The organism is Geovibrio ferrireducens (assembly GCF_026226615.1).
Taxonomy (GTDB): domain Bacteria; phylum Chrysiogenota; class Deferribacteres; order Deferribacterales; family Geovibrionaceae; genus Geovibrio; species Geovibrio ferrireducens.
Genome location: NZ_JAJAPB010000004.1, coordinates 59,162 through 75,040 on the forward strand (window position 1 = coordinate 59,162; position 15,879 = coordinate 75,040).

A 15,879-nucleotide genomic window follows, 5' to 3' on the forward strand; every position below is an offset into this window, starting at 1 on the left:
AGATTATTCGGGGGTCTACCTTATGCGCCTTTCCATCAGGACAGTTCTACTTATCATTATAGCCGCTGTGCCCGGCATGACGGCAGGTTTCATCGGAATCAAAAACTACTTTTTTTTCAGGCAGATAATGCCCGGCGGCGAAGATAGTACTCATGCACTTGAGCTTGCTTCAACAGGGCTTACAATCTCAGTCATATGCATTCTCACCACACTTGTTCTCGCATTTGTGATCCCTTTTACGGCATTCAGGCGGGTAAGCAGCGGTGTCCGGGAATTCGGCCTCACTCTGAAGGCGGCCCTCGGCGGGGATCTCACCAGAAGAGTGCCCATCAACGAATGCACAGGCGAGATGAAGGAACTGGGCATAGGGCTCAACGAACTTCTGGATAAGCTGGACAACACCATCTCAGAGTTTTATCACGCCGCAAACAACATAAGAAGCCTCGCAGACAACCTCTCATCTGTAAACGCCGAAGTAAACGGACAGATAAACATCATAAATGACAACGTAAACAACGTTTCCAGCGCCGCAGAAGAGCTCACCTCCACAGGACAGAGCGTTCTTTCCACATGCAAAGTATCCTTTGAGCTTGTGGAGGACTGCAGTGAGAGGGTAAAAACCGGCATCGGCATAATCACCAGCAACCGCAAAAGCATGGAAAACATATCCTCAAGCATCTCCTCAATCTCCGCAGTTGTGGAGGAATTCCTCAAACAGTCCGAGAAAATAGAGAATATTGTCGTCTCCATCAAAGAAATAGCAGACCAGACAAACCTTCTTGCTCTCAACGCCGCAATTGAAGCCGCCAGAGCAGGTGAACACGGCAGAGGCTTCGCAGTTGTTGCAGACGAAGTGCGCAAGCTTGCCGGTAAAACCACCGACTCCACAGAGCAGATAGGCGCGGTTATCAGAGAGCTCCAGTACAAGATAAACGATGTTTTCGGCAAGGTTCAGGAAGGTGTTGAAAACGTTGAGAAAGGCATAGAGTTTTCCGGAGAATCGGTCAATTCCATCAATATAATAGCAGACAGCATAAACGAACTCACAAGCCAGCTTAACGGCATTGTGCGCGCCATGGAGGAGGAAAACCTCGCCCTCGGAGAAGTTTCAGGCAGCACAGTGGAAATCTCTGATATGTCCGCTAACATTCTCCATATGGCTAACGAGTCAGTCATAGCGGGCAGCAACCTCCTTGACGTAACCAAAGGACTTGCAGGCAGCGTATCAGGCTTCAAGACATCCGGCGGGGATGAGTTTATTAAATGGTCAAAAGCGCTTGAAACAGGTGTACACCAGTTTGATGAGCAGCATAAAAAGCTTGTAGGCATTATAAATAACCTCTACAACGCCATAAGGGAAAACAAAGGCAAACAGATGCTTGAGCGCACCCTTAACGAGCTTGTGGAGTACACTGTCTACCACTTTGACTCAGAGGAAAAAGCCTTCCGGGCACACGGCTTTCCCCATAGCGCAAACCACATAAAATCCCACGATAAGCTGAAAGATGCTGTCGGGCAGTTCCTTGATAATTATAAGAAAGGAAAAGAGGTAATAGGCTTTAATCTGATGAGCTTCCTGCAGGACTGGCTGAAAAACCACATAATGCACGAGGATAAGGAATACGGCAAACACCTTGCTTCAAAAATGAACAGAAAATAAGAGCACCGACCCCGCTTTTCAGGCGGGGTTTTTTGTTAAGTCTGTTAATAAAAAAAACGCTTTAAACATTTGAAATTTTTTTTAAATTTTGTTGTTGACACGAAAGGATAAAGCTGATAAAAATTCGTTCTCGCTTGAGAGATTATAACTCGCCGAGGTGGTGGAATTGGTAGACACGCAGGACTAAGGATCCTGTGGGAGTTAATCCTGTGGGGGTTCGAGTCCCCCCCCCGGCACTTAGAAAAAGCCTCTGATTTTTGTCAGAGGCTTTTTTTATTACAGCGTTCAATCAATTTTGCGACCTTTTTACATTTTCCCGAACCTCGCCTTCACTTCTGCCACGTGGCTTTCCCATGTTCCGGCATACTGCATATCAAGCTGCTGCTGCCAGATTCCGTATGCCCCCCTGCGGAGAGCGGCATAGTGTCTGATTCGCACATCCTCAATCTCCTCCGCTGTCGGCTCATAAACAACATTCCCGTCATCGTCATATTCCGTCAGATGCGCCGCAATTGCCCCGTTTATCTCTTCATCAGTCATTGAGGCCGCAAGCCTCTCAAGCCATTTTTCAAAAGCTTCCATCATCCGCCCCCTTACAGTTTATTAGTATAAGCGCTCAGCGCCCACCACTGATTGCCGTGCGCACCCTGACGAATCTCAAGCACCTTCGTATGGTTGTAAGGTACCCCGATAACCACTCCGTTCGGAGCAAGCACACATCCGAACCATTTGCCCGAACCGCTGAAACTTCCTGTAAGCTTTGCGGTATTCACTAACGGATCAATAACAAGCACAGAGCCGGCATCGTAAGGGACACAATATATCCTTCCATCCGGAGCAAGAACACCGCCGAAGTACTTTGCAGAGCCGCTAAAACTTCCGATAAACTCTGTAGTGCCATTTGTCGGATCAATCACAAGAATCTCTGAAGCAGAGCCCGGTACACAATATATCTTTCCGTTCGGAGCAAGAGCACATCCGTACCACTTTGAAGAACCGATGAAACTGCCGATAAGCTCGGCGGAGTTGTCTGTCGGGTCTATAACCAAAATTTGTGCTGAGTTCAGCGGTGCACAATATATTCTCCCGTTCGGCGCTAAGGCTCCTCCGAACCACTTTGACCCGCCTACCGCAAAACTGCCGATGAGTTCCGTAGTGTTATCTGTAGGGTCAATGGTGAGTATCTGCGGGTAATCGTAAGGTACACAGTATATCTTCCCGTTCGGTGCAAGAACAGCACCGGCCCATTTTTTTGCACCTGTGAAACCCCCTATTAACACTGTGGTGTTATCTGCGGGGTCTATAACAAGTACAGAATCAGCATTGAATGGAGGGCAATATATCTTTCCGTTCGGTGCAAGCACTCCGCCCCTCCACTTTGCAGAACCGCTGAAACTGCCAATAAGCTCTGTAGTGTTACCTGAGGAGTCTATAACAAGTACAGAATTGGCATTGTAAGGAGGGCAATATATCTTTCCGTTCGGTGCAAGCACACCGCCTCCCCATTTTCCTGTTCCGCTCAGATTCCCGAACAGCAGTCCGCCGCCCAATGCTCCCGCAGGATCTGTTGATGCGTAACCTTCAAGGGGATTGGAGTACGGCGTGTTCCCTGCCGCCGCAACACCATCCAGATTAACCTTCAGTCTGCCCGACTGACTGTCAAAAACAAGATTCAGCACCTCATCCTCTGTTTTATATTTTGCCTTAAGACGCTGATCAGCAGAATCAAAAACGCTGTTCAGTATCTCAGCGGATGTTTTTCTCTTCCCCATGCTGTCCTCCCTTAAAGCTTCTTTTTAACTTCGCCGAGATCCACCATTCCAAGAGAAGCGGCAACCTCACTCACTATGCGGTCATCGATTGTAGTTTTTGTTGAGGCGGCAAGCTCCTTAAGCACCTCGATCACAACCAGAGTAATTATTTTTTCCGTAAGAAAAGCCTTTGCCACACCGAGCATTGCGCCCGAAAACATCTTAACCAGTATTGGAATCATTTTCCCCCTCCCGCGTGTTTATACGCTTTTTCAAAACTCACATATTCCCCGCCTATCCTGCCCCAGCGGGCGGAATAGCCCCTTATATCAAGATGGAAGCCCGGCGTGTTCCAGTCGGGATAAATCCCAAGCCCCACATAAGCCGCACTCACCTGTCCCAGAATCTCTGTCCCGTGCAGTGCTTTGAGAAGGCTGTCCACGGCTTCAGGAAACTTCATCCCTTCGATATGGAAATCCGCGGCATCACCTTTGTAGTGTCTGCTGCCGGAAGCGTGCCCCCCTTCCTCATAGCCGCAGTGGATTACAAACGGCCTGCCCACCTTCTCCCTGAGCCTGTCAAGGAGCAGGAGCAGCGCAGGGTTCATCCTCTCTGCCTTTCCCCATTTTTCGTTCTCGGTAAAATACTTAAGATTCTTCCATATCATTACTTCCTCCCCCGTTTTTTACTTTAATAAGAACAACGTCCGCTGCCGCAGCACCCATACCGAGATCTACAGTTCCATCTGAGCATGGAAAAACATGCTTTCTCAGCCATTCCCTGCCGCAGAGATACACCGCAAATCCGGTATCTGCCGCGTCTGTTCCGGTTACGCAGGAAGCCAGCAGAAATTCGCCGCCGCTGTTTCTCCCGCCGTAAAACCCGCCGAATGAGCGTATCTTCTCCCCGCTGTAGACCGGGTAAACAAACCAGTCCTCCCGAAAACGGGCGGTTTCGTCATATTCCGAACCGAAACCGAAGCGGTATGAGCGCTCCACCGTCCACCTGTCCCCGTCTATGATTGCCTGAGCTGTATGCTCATAAAAACATGCGCTGAATCCGGCGTATGCGGACTGGCTGAAAAGAGTGAACCAGCCTCCCCATGTATCCAGCACGCAGAAATCGTAATATTCGCTGTCTGCTGAAATTAACCCGCCGTTCAGGCTGAGCCTGTGTGAGGTTATGCTCAGGCACGCATCCTGCTGAACTTTTTCGGATTCGATTCCGTAGCCGCCGCTCTCCGCAAGAGGCTCAACCCTTATATAGCTGTCCTCAAACTCAGCCTCCGTGACAAATTCACAGGGGACTATCTCTCCGTCATCCGCTATGTACCAGCCGCCCTCAGCCGGGTATGCCACCCTGTATGTGAAACAGGGCCTTGCCCCCCCTGCGAAGCCGATAACCAGAGGCACACCTCCGATAAAGCAGACGATAACCTCATCCCCGGCTGTGAATACACCGCCGGAGCCTTTCACTGAGCCGTCCGGAGAAGCCTCCTCGTCCCCTTTGCAGCGGTAGAACAGAGGCACGCCCTGATACACTGCCGAGTCCGCGTCCACGTCAGCCTTATCCGTCTCTGTATTAACGGAGAGGATCACCCCTTTCCTGAACTCAGTGCCGGAGACTGCCTCGCCTATGTTCCGCAGAGGATATTTTTCCATCACACCCCTCCGTAAAAGCTGAACGGAACTATGATGTCATCCTCATCAAGGGAATCCCGCGAGGAAGCCAGAGAAGCCTTGCCTGTGGTCAGTGCATTTCCATTCAGCCCTTTTTTCACCACTGCCGCCCGCTCCCCGATTAAGAAGCGGGTGAAGTCCGCCGCTTTCAGAGCATAAGGCTGCCCCCTGAACTCCACAGCCCAGCGGAAATCAGAATGGGCAAACCTTTCCGGCTCAAACTCTGTCCCTTCCCCGCCTTCGTAAAAGGCTCCGTCACTGTAAAGGCCGCATCCGGCAATCACTGCCGATGTCCACACTGATGTCTCAAATACGGACGAACGGTACATGAACTCCTCAGCACTTCCTGCAAGGGTGAACATCACTGACACAGTTTCCCCCGGAGCAGCGCCCGTATCACTGAACATCAGCCTGAAATTTTCCGGGCTTGAACCCGTATACTCCGGCACAGTCCGGCTTATCTCCCCTATTCTCCCCGGAGTAATGTAGCTGACAGAGCCTCCGCCCATACGTATCACATAACCGCCGAACCCGCTGAACGCCAGTCGGGGAAAGCTGAAAACAAGCTCTCCCTCCTCCGCAGAATAGCTCAGTGCCCCCTTGCGCAGGGGCGACTTGGCGCATGGCGGGTTATGCAGGAGAAACTCATCACTCTCCGTTCCGTCAGAGAGGAGAACAGTCATAGCATCCGCATGTGCTGTGCCGTCCTGATCCATGTACGCATCCATAAACAGGGGCAAAGCCAGCCCCTGAATCCCGTCCGTATCATCAAACTCAATCCCCGTGCTCCGCCCTTTTACGGTGCAGAGCCCCTCCGGCCGCCAGTTTTCCCTGCTGAGATATAGGTTCAGTTCCATTATTCGATCCTGAAACTGTCATTTTTAAGGTTGTCCTTATCAGTGTCCAGATAGCCGTCCTTGCGCACAAGGAGGCTGTACTGCCCCTTCTTCAGTCTGCCCAGATTCAGCATTCCGCCGCCGTCTGTCACGCCTCTGAAAGTGCCGTTCATGAAAACCTGCGCATGGGGAATAATCTCCCTTGAGGCAGCGTCTCTTGCGGTGAGTATCACCAGACGGGAGGAGAGATCAGTCTCATCCCCTGTGTAGTCGAGTACGCAGTATGCTGCCCCTTTAGCGCTGGAAGCTTTCAGAATCACGTACCGTGCGGAAAACCCTGTGATCTCGATGAGATCATATGACGTTTCATATTCAACGGAAACGGAGTCCAGCCTGTTTTCCCGGAACCTCACTGAACGGCCGCCCACAAAGGGGGACGAGCCATCCGCCGCACGGGAAACATTCAGAACACGCACCACAGGATATTTCAGCCTGCCGGAAGACTGATCCGCAAAAGGGATATGTTCCATGTGCAGTTCGCTGAGACCGTAAGCCGAATATTTCCACGAACCGCCGGAGACTGTGATCTCCGCATTCAGCCCGGCGGGATATATCCGCACGTATGACTTTTCTCCGGCTGAATAGAGACTTTTGTTTCCGCCCCGTTCGTAATCCTCTGTCAGGAGGAGCTCCCCTTCCCTGCTTTCCGTGCCGAAGCCAACAATGAGTGAACCCATAATCTATTCCTGAAAGACGTAAATAAGCACGGGGTACTCAGGTCTGCTTTTCTTCGGCAGTGTTATGCCGAACCTTTTGAAGCCTGATGAATATGTCAGTTCAAGAAGCCCTACACCGCTCTCACCGGCGGCATCCGGTTCAATTTCGCATGAGACCGAGTACGCACCGCTTTTCTTAACATTGCCGAGGGATTTCCCAAGCCATACGGAGGAGACTATTTCCCTCACGGGGTATTTCGCCCCTGCCTCGTCTGATTCGGTAAACGGAATGAACTCGCCGCTCACGGTTTCCGTGCCCAGTCCGTGCTCTGTGATGCTTCCGTCAGATGAGACAGCCCGCACAGAAGCGGGCAAAGGGGAGTAAGCCCTGAAATATGCCGTTTCTCCGTAGCGGAAAAACTTCTTCACACTGCCGGAGGAATCAAGATTCATATCTTCATCCAGCTCTATTACCGTTTTCTCCCCGCCCTTTGCGGGTGTGACAAAACTAACTGTTACCTCAGCCATTTATTCCTCCCTCAGGTAAAGCTTTGTTTTCTGGATTATCTTCAGCGGGGCGGATGTTATCTCAACTGATGAGGCAACACAGTACCCCTCGCCCGCTGATGTCCGCATCAGAAGCGCATCCCCCGAAGCCGCAGCCGGGCTGAAAAGGTGTGTAACTTCCAGATATGCCCCTCCGCAGAGGCTGCGTTTAAGATTCTGAGCCCTTGCTGCCGCAGCGGACGGGTCATCGGTCAGCTTCTGCCGGAACTCCTTTACCGCCGTGCCGGAACCTGCGCAAAAGACGGTTTTCACCGCTTCGGCTTGCAGAACCGCATCCTTCTCAGCCCCTTCATACAGCAGGCAGTCATGCCGGATGGTTTCATACCTGACATTCCTGACGAAGCTGCCCCCGTCATGCACATAAACACTGCGCCCTTCCGCCGCGTCCGCTCCGTTTAAGAGTCTGAGAACAGGGTAGGAAGCCTTGCCCGCGCCGCCGGAGAAGCGGATTTTTTCTTCATATTCAGTGACCCTGTGCACGGCAGACTTAAAAACTGCCGCATCCGTACTTATCTTCACATCCCCGTTCGCATAAACCGATGCGGAGGCAAAGTTCCCGTAGGCAGTCTTCTTCTCATCAGGTTCTATCACAGGGTCTGTCGAGAAGCCTGACACCACCCTGATTCCGCTGTATTTCGGAGGCTCGCAGGTTCTCACCGCCTCAAAAAATGTGCCCGGACGAAGGCTGTTTTCCGCCGAATACGGATTCACAACTCGGTTAAGCCCGTCCGCACCCATGCGCACCGATGCTCCGCACTCATCAGCAAGCGCCCGCAGAAGCTCAGATTCTGAGAAACTGCCCCTTATCAGCGGAACAGAGAAATCCGGCACACTCCAGACAGCGCTCCCTGCCAGAGCCGATGCGGATGAATCAGTCCTGAAAACCGATCTCCTGCCCGCATAGGGCGGTTCATCCAGAATCCCGGCAGCGCGCCCGCTGATTTTCACCGTGTGTCCGGCTCTCTTTATTTTTTCGATCACAAAAAAGTATGAGGAGCCCTCCATGACAAATTCCGCCTCTGAACCCTTTTCTGCGGGCTCTGTGACAACAGCGCTGAATGAAGGGAAAGGATCTTTGCCGTAAAAACCGATTGCAGCACTTACGAGTTTGTCTGTAAGCTCCTTTCCGTTCAGCATAAAGCGTAAGGAGCACTGAATAATGCCTATGTCATCATCTGCTGATGATTTGATAAAAAGCGAACTGCTGAGGGAGTTTAAGGAGATCTCGCCTCTCAGGGACATAAATCCGCAAAGCCCGGAATCGCCTATGGTGCTTGCGCTCCTCACCTGCCCCGAAAGCCCGCCTGAAATACTCAGACACGCTTTCAGGGAGCTTCCCGCAGAGACGGCATTTGCCGCTTTCAGGTTTCCCCCAGCAGCGTCAGTCATTGCGCCGGAAATGATGATCCATCCGCTCAGGTCTGTACTGTATGAACCTGACACATAACAGTAATCATCCAGTCCGGCAGACTGCGCTATCACGGACAAACCGCCGGAGGATAAAGCCCCTTTCAGATCTGATGATGACCCGCATCCGGCGGAAAGCCGCAGAGACACTGCGCCGCTTAAGCTCAGGCCGGATGATGAAAAACCGTCTGTTCCGGGAACAAGCGCCCCCGCCACCCTGTACATGGCCTAGTCCGTTATCCAGTCAAGACGGATGAAGTTATCCGCCTCACGTTCCGTTTCTGCGGGTACAATCTCCTTAAGCCAGAAACCCTTCGCAGCGGCGCGTGTGCTGAACGTGAGCCTGTCCCCCGCCTGCCATGAGCCGCCCCAGCTCTGATGCGGCACAGCGAAATAGAAATCCCCCGCAGCCGTATTCATAGCCTGATAGTTTGCCGTTATGCTTCCGGAAGGCAGGCTGCCTGCCTGCGCACCCGAAACACTGAAAGCGGATGATGAAACAAACGTAACTGTCCATTCATCCTCCGCCGCACCGCGGTTGGAAACTATTATCCCGTCCGCACTGAAGGTTCCGCCTGATGACACTGCGCTTACGTTCTCTGCCTTTGCTTCCAGATTTCCAAGCTCAACGCATACCCCCGCATAGGTTTCTGATGCGGCAAAATTGTCCGGCGCCTGAGAGGCAAGCCCTATCAGAGCAACATTCCCTGTCCAGTCCGCTCCTGTTATCCTTGCGGTGAACATGCCGCCTGAATCCGCCTTGACCATGAGAAGCGCGCCCGCGGGTACTGCGTAGTCGCTGTGTTCAAAAAGCACCTGAACAGAGGCATCCCCCGCTGTGATGTCCGCATACAGCCTTCCGCCGCCTGTCCAGCCTTCCGCGGTGAGTTCCCCTTCGGTCTCCGCATGGTTCAATGCTGCCTTTATGTAAAACCTGTCCCCTCCGGCACTGGGCACTGTGAGCGCCACAGCCGCATCAAAAGCGGGTTCCGCCCCTGCTGCCCTGTTGGCAATGTAAGCCTTGCGCAGGCGTGTTTTTCCGTTCGTGCGCTCAAAGGCGGTCACTCTGGGAAAAAGATTGAACTTCACCCCGCTCACAACCTCCCTTGATATATCCATATGCCCGCCGTTTTCCGCCGTATCAGTGACGGTTTTTGAGCGGTAGAATTTTATGTCCCCGGTCTGCATATTTCCCCCTAAACTGTTTTCAGCCTTATTTTTCCGTAAAAGCAGTCCTTCTCCCCGCAGCCGCTTGCAGGGCGGACGGGCCTGAGCTCCAGAGCGGGCGCATCCTCATGACGGAAGCGGACTCTGAACTCCCTGCCTCTGTGTGAGAACAGATACACCCCGCCCGCGGCGCAGGCGGCATCCTTAAGCTGCTGCGCCTCATACGGGCTGAGCCATCCGTCATCCTCTGCGGATTCGAGATCTATGCCGAAGCTCACTCCGGCCTCAGTGAAGACTGCCGATGTTCCGTCCGCGCAGGGAACGGAAACGGCGGAGGGAAGCCCCGCCGAAAACTCATTTGTCCACACCATCCCCTCAAGCGGTATGCCGCACAGATAAACCATCCCCGCCCCCTTAAACCGTGTACCAGTCTGTGCCGTTTGAAATTATCTGCACCCTGTCCCACTGGGCGGAAAGCAGAATATCCGCACTCTGGGTGTCTATGAGCTCACCGGAACCGGCGGACACACGCACCGCCGCTCCGCCTGCGTCTATGCGCTTTATCATAAACACCCGCCCGGCATTTGCTGTCGGCGCGGGCAGGGTTATTTTTATGTCCGCTATTCCGGCGTTAACCATCACAGCCCTTTCCGCACCTGTCATGGCGTAGTTTGCCGCCTTCACGCTCACAGTGCCGACGCGCTCCGTCTGTGCCGCATTTGCCTTGAGTTCTATCTCAGCCTCAAGCTCGTTCAGCTTCCCGGCGGTTATTACATGGGCTATCCGGCTGCCCGCAGGCCAGTTCCGCTTCTGTGTCCCCTCTTTTCCGCCGTAGCAGTTAAAGGAGCTTTCAAAGCCTTCAAAACCGAAGGGAACCAGTTCAACAATCTCCCGCTCAGGATCGTCCAGAGGGGAAGCCGTTCCTCCGCCCCATATCACAGCCCTGAAACTGCCTGACTGGGAAAAGCCCGCATAATCCGTGACTGTGAGCTGCGCAGGCTGCACCGTCTGGTTCAGTTCATATGCCAGAGTGCTCACGGCGAAGTTGGTATTTTTCAGAACAATTGCCATTTCTTTATCCTTTAAGTCTCAGTCTGAAATCTATCCGGCAGAGGTTCGCCCCCTTGCCGGAGGAGAGGCCGGAAACCCGCCAGAAGGCAGGGGAGAGTTCTCTCAATGCACCAAAAACCGCATCCAGAACTTCACCCGTTGTTTTCACTGAGTTCTCCCCCCTGCCCGGAGCAGAGGTTTTAAGAACCACGGAAAAGACCGGTTCACGCCTGAGCGCACTTCCCGAAGGCTGCCCCTCCTCCCCTGTGTAGACCACGGCGGCTCCCGGTTCCCTCAAAATATCCTCCGCCGCCTTATCAGGCGGCCCGCCGTGGATAAGCACATGCCTGAATATGCCTGTAGCCTCCAGAAGCTCCGCTGTCATCCGTGCCGTTTCATAAACCATAGTTCCCAAACCTCACCTTTTATCAGTCAAAGCCTTTCCAGCTTTCTTTCCCCTGAGCCGAAGCCGCATCGGGATAAACAGCAGGGGCGAGAGGTTTAAGCACAAGGACAGCCTCATCACGGTACTGCTCCGCCGTCACCCAGTCAGCCGAGTAGGAATAAAGCTCGCTCAGCGCGGCCTTCACCACGGCGAGACGTATAACGGAGTCGGATTCGTCAAAGTCCACACCGTAGCCCTCTGTTATCCCCCTCACTCTCTCCCTTCCGTTTTCCAGAAAGGTTTCGGCCACTGCGTCATCCCCGCCTGTTATCGCGTCAAAGTCCTCCGGCTGAATATGCTGTTTCAGTTCGTCAACCGTCAGTTCCATGGCGCTATTCCGTTACCGTTGCCCAGTTTATTGCCCTAGTGTAAGGCACGGGGAGGGGTTTGCTCTCAGCCACAAGCTCGATTGAGGATGTGCGTTTGTCCTCAACGGGCTTCACGAAAAAGGGCATTGAGACAAGGTTGCTGTCCAGATCGTCCAGAACCGCGTAAATGAGTTCAAAGGGAGCATCCATCGCAACAGCGAGGAGTTTTCCGTCATCCACCACCTTAACGGGGCTGCCGGTTGCGGGGTCGATGTAGGCGGAGTTCATCAGCTCTATCCTGTAACCGCCGATAAGAATTGATTTTTCATCCATGGAGGCGATCACGTTTCTGCCCTCGAATGCCTGAACAAGCTTGGAAAGCGCCATAAACGCCTTTTTGCCGGCCCAGAACCTTACTCCCTCGCCGTATCTGCTGGTTTCCTGAATGTCCGCTTCCATTTCGATGAGGGTTTCAAGGATGTCGTCGATCGCAACCTGAGAATGGTCCCAGAGAACTGACGGGGTGTAGGAGAGCGTGGAGCCGAAATCCACCTCGTATGTTCCGTAGCCGCCGTCCATAACCATCGGGTAGCTTATTTTTCCGGTGAGGCTCTGAGCGGCCAGTGCCTCGGTGGAGGCGCGCACAACTCTTCTGAGTCTGTCGATTTTGTTATTGATGAGAAGCTGAACCCCTGTCCTGTCAAGTAGCTTGAAGTTATTAACCTCAACGCCGTTAAGCCTCTCTGAGGGTCTGAACGGCTGAGGCTCTATGTGGGTTATCTGCCCGGTGTCACCGTAAAGAGGTGTGGGCGCGGAGCCTCTTCTGCTTACCGCTATATTTGTTATGGGCTGCTGGAGGTCACTCACCGCAACTGTGGGCAGGGGGTGGTTTCTCCTCTTCTCCGTTCTGTAAACCGAGTCAAGAACGGGAGATTTAAGCTCCGGCATGTCCGTAAGGGTTCTTATCAGCGAATCCCTTGAAAAAAAGCTGCTTATATCAAACTGAAGCATGTTTCAAACCTCCTTAAAACGCCCAGATCTGCGTATTTGTTTCCAGCGCCTTCACCGCAGCCGTCTCAGCCTTGGCGCCGCCGTTTTTCAGTGCGCTCCTGATAACCGTTCCGTGTACAAGAACACTTCCGAGGCTGTCTTTTGCCGTATCAACGGTGAAGATGCTCACCCCCACCGGAACAGAGAGCGTGCCTTCGTCCTGTGCATCATAAAAGTCCGCCCTGCCGTCAGCATTGAGGGCAACTATCTCCCCGGCTTCGATTTTTCCGTTGTCCGCCTTAAAAGGCATTACCTTCACCACCGCAGGGTGGCGGCCGTCAATTATCCCGGCGGAACCCATGTCGCGCCTGTCGATTACTCCGTCAAACTTTGCCATCTTCTCCCCTCCTTAAATTTTCCCGAAAATTCCCTTCGGCTCTGCCGAAACGCCCCTTTCGGGCAGGTTCATTTTTCCCGCTTTCACAGGCTCCGGCAGGGATGAAAAAACATCCTTAAGCACACTCACCGCGTCCGCCTCGTGCCCGTCTGCGAAGTTCACAGTACCCTCAAGGTTTTCCGCAAACTCCATCACAAGCTCCAGCTTGGCGGCGGGGATTTTCCCCTCGCATGCGCATCTGAGATCGCTGAGTTTTTTCTCCCTCTTTTCCCTGCGGAGTGCTTCAAGCTCGCTGAAATAAGCGGGTATGGCTCCTGCAAAGGTCAGGAAATCGCCGCTGTCCCCCATCTCCACAACCTCAAGGCCGCGTATCTTAGGAGGCAGAGCACCCAGAAACGCAAGGTGGTGCAGGTAAAGCCTGCCGTCTGCGTCCCTCTTTGCGCCTATTGACCAGTTGCGGTACTCCCCTTTTTCATAGGCTTCCGTGAGCCAGTCCCCCAGCTCCGCCTCCCCCATGAGAACCCCTTTTTCCGCCCAGATATTTTTCACCCATCCGGCCGCGGGCATATTTCCGGCTATCTCGTGCCCCACAGTTACGGGCACTTTACCGCCGAAGCTTTTCTCCATCTGCTCCAGATCCGCCTCGGTAAGGGTCACCTCGCCGTATCTGCCTGTTTTAGCCATTTCAAGAATCATCACATTCCTCCTTAGCCGATGAGGGAATATAAACATTTAACAAACAATACTTGTTATAGCGTGTAATAATTACAAAAATTAACTGTATAAATTCTTATAAAAAACTTCTGTTATTTGTGAACAAGGGGTAATATTATTAATGAAGCCGAATATGGAGATATTATGAGACTTTATATATTGATCACGGCGGCAGCCCTTGCAGCATGTGCGCCAAAAGCCGCTGTTGAGTTTCAGAAAAACGGACAGGAAGCCCTCGAATCCGGTAATGCCGCTCTGGCTGCGGGGTATTTTGAAAAAGCCGTGCAGGAGCACGATTCCGGCGAAAACAGAACCCTATTGGGGGATGCCTACTTTGCCATGAAGGAATATGACAAAGCCTTTTACGAATACACCAGAGCACTGGGCAGAAATAAAAACACCCCCTACCTCCACTACAGAAGAGGGGAAATCCTTTTCTTACTCGGAAAATACAATGACGCTGTCATGGAACTTGATGAAGCGCTGACTCAGAAGCCGAAGACCTATGCACGGGCAAATACCCTGACAGGCCTTGCATATGCCGAACTGGGGAACACCAGACAGGCGTTCTTCTACCTGAACAGAGGAATAGAAGCTCAGGGCGAAAGTGCTGAGGCTTACCTCGGCAGGGCAAAAGCATATATGAAATCCGGAAGCCCCGAACAGGCCATAGTGGACGTGACCCGCGCCATACAGATTGACCCTAAAAATGCCGAAAGCTACTTCCTGCGGGCGCAGGTGCTCTTTGCTGTTTCAAAAACCGGTGACGGAATCAGGGATCTGGAAACGGCAATTATTCTGGATCATACTATGGAAAAAGCCTTTTCTCAGGCTGCATGGGTTCTCTCCACCCACCCTGACCCCTATTTCAGGAACGGGGCAAAGGCTGTGCTCTACGGACGCAAGGCCTACGCACTGAAACCGGATAACGAAAACGCAATCAGGCTTGCCGCCGCTTATGCGGAAAATGACGAATTTGACAAAGCTGTCTCAGTCATTGATGAACAAATCTCCGGGGAAAAGGATCTTGTGGAGGTGGACGGACTCAGGGTCTGGAAGGAAATGTACGGCAAGGGAATAAAATACAGACGAGATAAATAGGGTTGCCCGAAACGGCAAGCTGTGTTAATTTTCAGACTGTATTATTTTCTTCCGTAAGATAATCTGCTGATAAGGAAATCTAAGCCGTATGTACGATCTTTTCAAAGAAGATTTTCTGGTTACGGGCGAAAAAGCCGATATGCTCCGGCAGAAGATGTGGGGCAAAAAGGTTTTTTATGTCAATAACCTCCATATAAACTACACTGACATATGCGTGAGTAAGTGCCGCTTCTGCGCCTTTGCCAAGGATGAAGGCGATGAAACAGCCGTGTTCATGGATGTGGATGACATTATAAAATATGTCGCCGCCAAGGCTCCGAGCGCAAGCGAGCTTCATATTGTCGGCGGTCTGCACCCTTCAAAAAAATTCAGCTACTACACAGATATGGTAAAAGGGCTGAAAACCGCTTTCCCCGAAAAAACGATCAAAGGGTTCAGCGCGGTTGAAATAGACTATTTTGCGTCCATATCCGGGCTTTCTCTGACTGAAGTGCTGAGAAATCTTAAAAACGCAGGGCTTGAAATGATGCCGGGCGGCGGGGCTGAGATATTTGAACCGAGGGTGCGTAAAGAGATATGCCCTGAAAAAATACCTGCGGAAAGATGGCTTGAGGTGCATGAAACAGCCCACAGGGAAGGGATTTTCACCAACGCCACCATGCTCTACGGTCACATTGAAACCGGAGAGGACAAGATGCGCCATCTTGAAAAAATCCGTGAACTTCAGGAGAAAACGGGCGGCTTTCTGGCATTTATACCCCTTTCTTTCCACCCGCAGAACACTTTCCTGAGCCATATAAAACCCTCAACAGGCATGGACGACCTCATGACAGTGGCTGTCAGCCGCCTTGTTCTGGACAATGTGCCCCACATAAAAGCATACTGGGTTATGCTGGGCGAGAAGACAGCACAGGTCGCCCTCCGTTTCGGCGCGGATGACCTTGACGGAACCATAATAAAAGAGAACATTACCCACGCCGCCGGCGCAACAAGCAGCGCAGGGCTCACGGAGGACGAACTGAAAAATATGATAATCTCAGCGGGGCTTGAGCCTGTGAAACGCGATGCTTTCTACAGGACGATAAGCTGAC

Annotated in this window: 20 protein-coding genes and 1 tRNA gene; 4 read left to right on the top strand and 17 right to left on the bottom strand. The window is 52.4% G+C overall.

Annotated features, from left to right (window positions below; genetic code table 11):
- Positions 1-22: 22 nt before the first annotated feature.
- Both OSQ85_RS05565 and OSQ85_RS05570 read left to right on the top strand, forming a co-directional pair.
- Complete coding sequence (locus OSQ85_RS05565) at positions 23-1,660, top strand: bacteriohemerythrin (protein ID WP_265821859.1); 1,638 nt, start codon at positions 23-25, stop codon at positions 1,658-1,660.
- Positions 1,661-1,811: 151 nt separating this feature from the next.
- A tRNA-Leu gene (locus OSQ85_RS05570) sits at positions 1,812-1,896 on the top strand.
- A 70-nt stretch (positions 1,897-1,966) separates the two neighbouring features.
- Here OSQ85_RS05570 and OSQ85_RS05575 read toward each other — a convergent pair.
- The 17 genes from OSQ85_RS05575 to OSQ85_RS05655 are packed head-to-tail and all read right to left on the bottom strand — an operon-like array spanning position 1,967 to position 13,669.
- Complete coding sequence (locus OSQ85_RS05575) at positions 1,967-2,245, bottom strand: hypothetical protein (RefSeq protein ID WP_265821860.1); 279 nt, start codon at positions 2,243-2,245, stop codon at positions 1,967-1,969.
- Between the two features lie 8 nt (positions 2,246-2,253).
- Positions 2,254-3,432 carry an NHL repeat-containing protein gene (locus OSQ85_RS05580; protein ID WP_265821861.1) on the bottom strand — a complete coding sequence of 393 codons (1,179 nt, stop codon included), beginning with the start codon at positions 3,430-3,432 and terminating at the stop codon, positions 2,254-2,256.
- Between the two features lie 11 nt (positions 3,433-3,443).
- Positions 3,444-3,653, bottom strand: a complete 210-nt coding sequence (locus OSQ85_RS05585; RefSeq protein WP_265821862.1) for a hypothetical protein — start codon at positions 3,651-3,653, stop codon at positions 3,444-3,446.
- The gene (locus OSQ85_RS05590) at positions 3,650-4,078 is read right to left on the bottom strand and encodes a D-Ala-D-Ala carboxypeptidase family metallohydrolase (protein ID WP_265821863.1); all 429 of its coding nucleotides are present in this window, start codon (positions 4,076-4,078) and stop codon (positions 3,650-3,652) included. Before OSQ85_RS05590 ends, OSQ85_RS05585 begins: the two co-directional genes overlap by 4 nt.
- On the bottom strand, positions 4,059-5,072 hold the full coding sequence (locus OSQ85_RS05595) for a hypothetical protein (protein WP_265821864.1): 1,014 nt from the start codon (positions 5,070-5,072) through the stop codon (positions 4,059-4,061). Before OSQ85_RS05595 ends, OSQ85_RS05590 begins: the two co-directional genes overlap by 20 nt.
- Positions 5,072-5,947, bottom strand: coding sequence for a hypothetical protein (locus OSQ85_RS05600; protein WP_265821865.1), 876 nt, complete (start codon positions 5,945-5,947; stop codon positions 5,072-5,074). Before OSQ85_RS05600 ends, OSQ85_RS05595 begins: the two co-directional genes overlap by 1 nt.
- Positions 5,947-6,663, bottom strand: coding sequence for a hypothetical protein (locus tag OSQ85_RS05605; protein WP_265821866.1), 717 nt, complete (start codon positions 6,661-6,663; stop codon positions 5,947-5,949). The genes OSQ85_RS05600 and OSQ85_RS05605 overlap by 1 nt, the downstream gene beginning before the upstream one ends.
- A gap of 3 nt (positions 6,664-6,666) precedes the next feature.
- Positions 6,667-7,170: a hypothetical protein gene (locus tag OSQ85_RS05610; protein WP_265821867.1), complete on the bottom strand. Its 504-nt coding sequence runs from the start codon at positions 7,168-7,170 to the stop codon at positions 6,667-6,669.
- Positions 7,171-8,841, bottom strand: a complete 1,671-nt coding sequence (locus OSQ85_RS05615) for a hypothetical protein (protein ID WP_265821868.1) — start codon at positions 8,839-8,841, stop codon at positions 7,171-7,173.
- 3 nt (positions 8,842-8,844) lie between these two features.
- On the bottom strand, positions 8,845-9,804 hold the full coding sequence (locus OSQ85_RS05620) for a hypothetical protein (RefSeq protein ID WP_265821869.1): 960 nt from the start codon (positions 9,802-9,804) through the stop codon (positions 8,845-8,847).
- An 8-nt stretch (positions 9,805-9,812) separates the two neighbouring features.
- Positions 9,813-10,187, bottom strand: coding sequence for a hypothetical protein (locus tag OSQ85_RS05625; protein ID WP_265821870.1), 375 nt, complete (start codon positions 10,185-10,187; stop codon positions 9,813-9,815).
- A gap of 10 nt (positions 10,188-10,197) precedes the next feature.
- Positions 10,198-10,854, bottom strand: a complete 657-nt coding sequence (locus OSQ85_RS05630; RefSeq protein ID WP_265821871.1) for a hypothetical protein — start codon at positions 10,852-10,854, stop codon at positions 10,198-10,200.
- A 4-nt stretch (positions 10,855-10,858) separates the two neighbouring features.
- Positions 10,859-11,248, bottom strand: coding sequence for a hypothetical protein (locus OSQ85_RS05635; RefSeq protein ID WP_265821872.1), 390 nt, complete (start codon positions 11,246-11,248; stop codon positions 10,859-10,861).
- Between the two features lie 13 nt (positions 11,249-11,261).
- On the bottom strand, positions 11,262-11,606 hold the full coding sequence (locus tag OSQ85_RS05640) for a hypothetical protein (RefSeq protein WP_265821873.1): 345 nt from the start codon (positions 11,604-11,606) through the stop codon (positions 11,262-11,264).
- A 4-nt stretch (positions 11,607-11,610) separates the two neighbouring features.
- Entirely contained in the window at positions 11,611-12,597 is a 987-nt protein-coding gene (locus tag OSQ85_RS05645) for a major capsid protein (protein WP_265821874.1), read from the bottom strand.
- 13 nt (positions 12,598-12,610) lie between these two features.
- The gene (locus OSQ85_RS05650) at positions 12,611-12,973 is read right to left on the bottom strand and encodes a hypothetical protein (protein WP_265821875.1); all 363 of its coding nucleotides are present in this window, start codon (positions 12,971-12,973) and stop codon (positions 12,611-12,613) included.
- Positions 12,974-12,985: 12 nt separating this feature from the next.
- On the bottom strand, positions 12,986-13,669 hold the full coding sequence (locus OSQ85_RS05655) for a hypothetical protein (protein ID WP_265821876.1): 684 nt from the start codon (positions 13,667-13,669) through the stop codon (positions 12,986-12,988).
- Between the two features lie 162 nt (positions 13,670-13,831).
- On the opposite strand from OSQ85_RS05655, the gene OSQ85_RS05660 reads away from it, so the two are divergent.
- The gene (locus tag OSQ85_RS05660; protein WP_265821877.1) at positions 13,832-14,788 is read left to right on the top strand and encodes a tetratricopeptide repeat protein; all 957 of its coding nucleotides are present in this window, start codon (positions 13,832-13,834) and stop codon (positions 14,786-14,788) included.
- An 88-nt stretch (positions 14,789-14,876) separates the two neighbouring features.
- Positions 14,877-15,878 carry an aminofutalosine synthase MqnE gene (gene mqnE / locus OSQ85_RS05665; RefSeq protein ID WP_265821878.1) on the top strand — a complete coding sequence of 334 codons (1,002 nt, stop codon included), beginning with the start codon at positions 14,877-14,879 and terminating at the stop codon, positions 15,876-15,878.
- Position 15,879 lies beyond the last annotated feature (1 nt).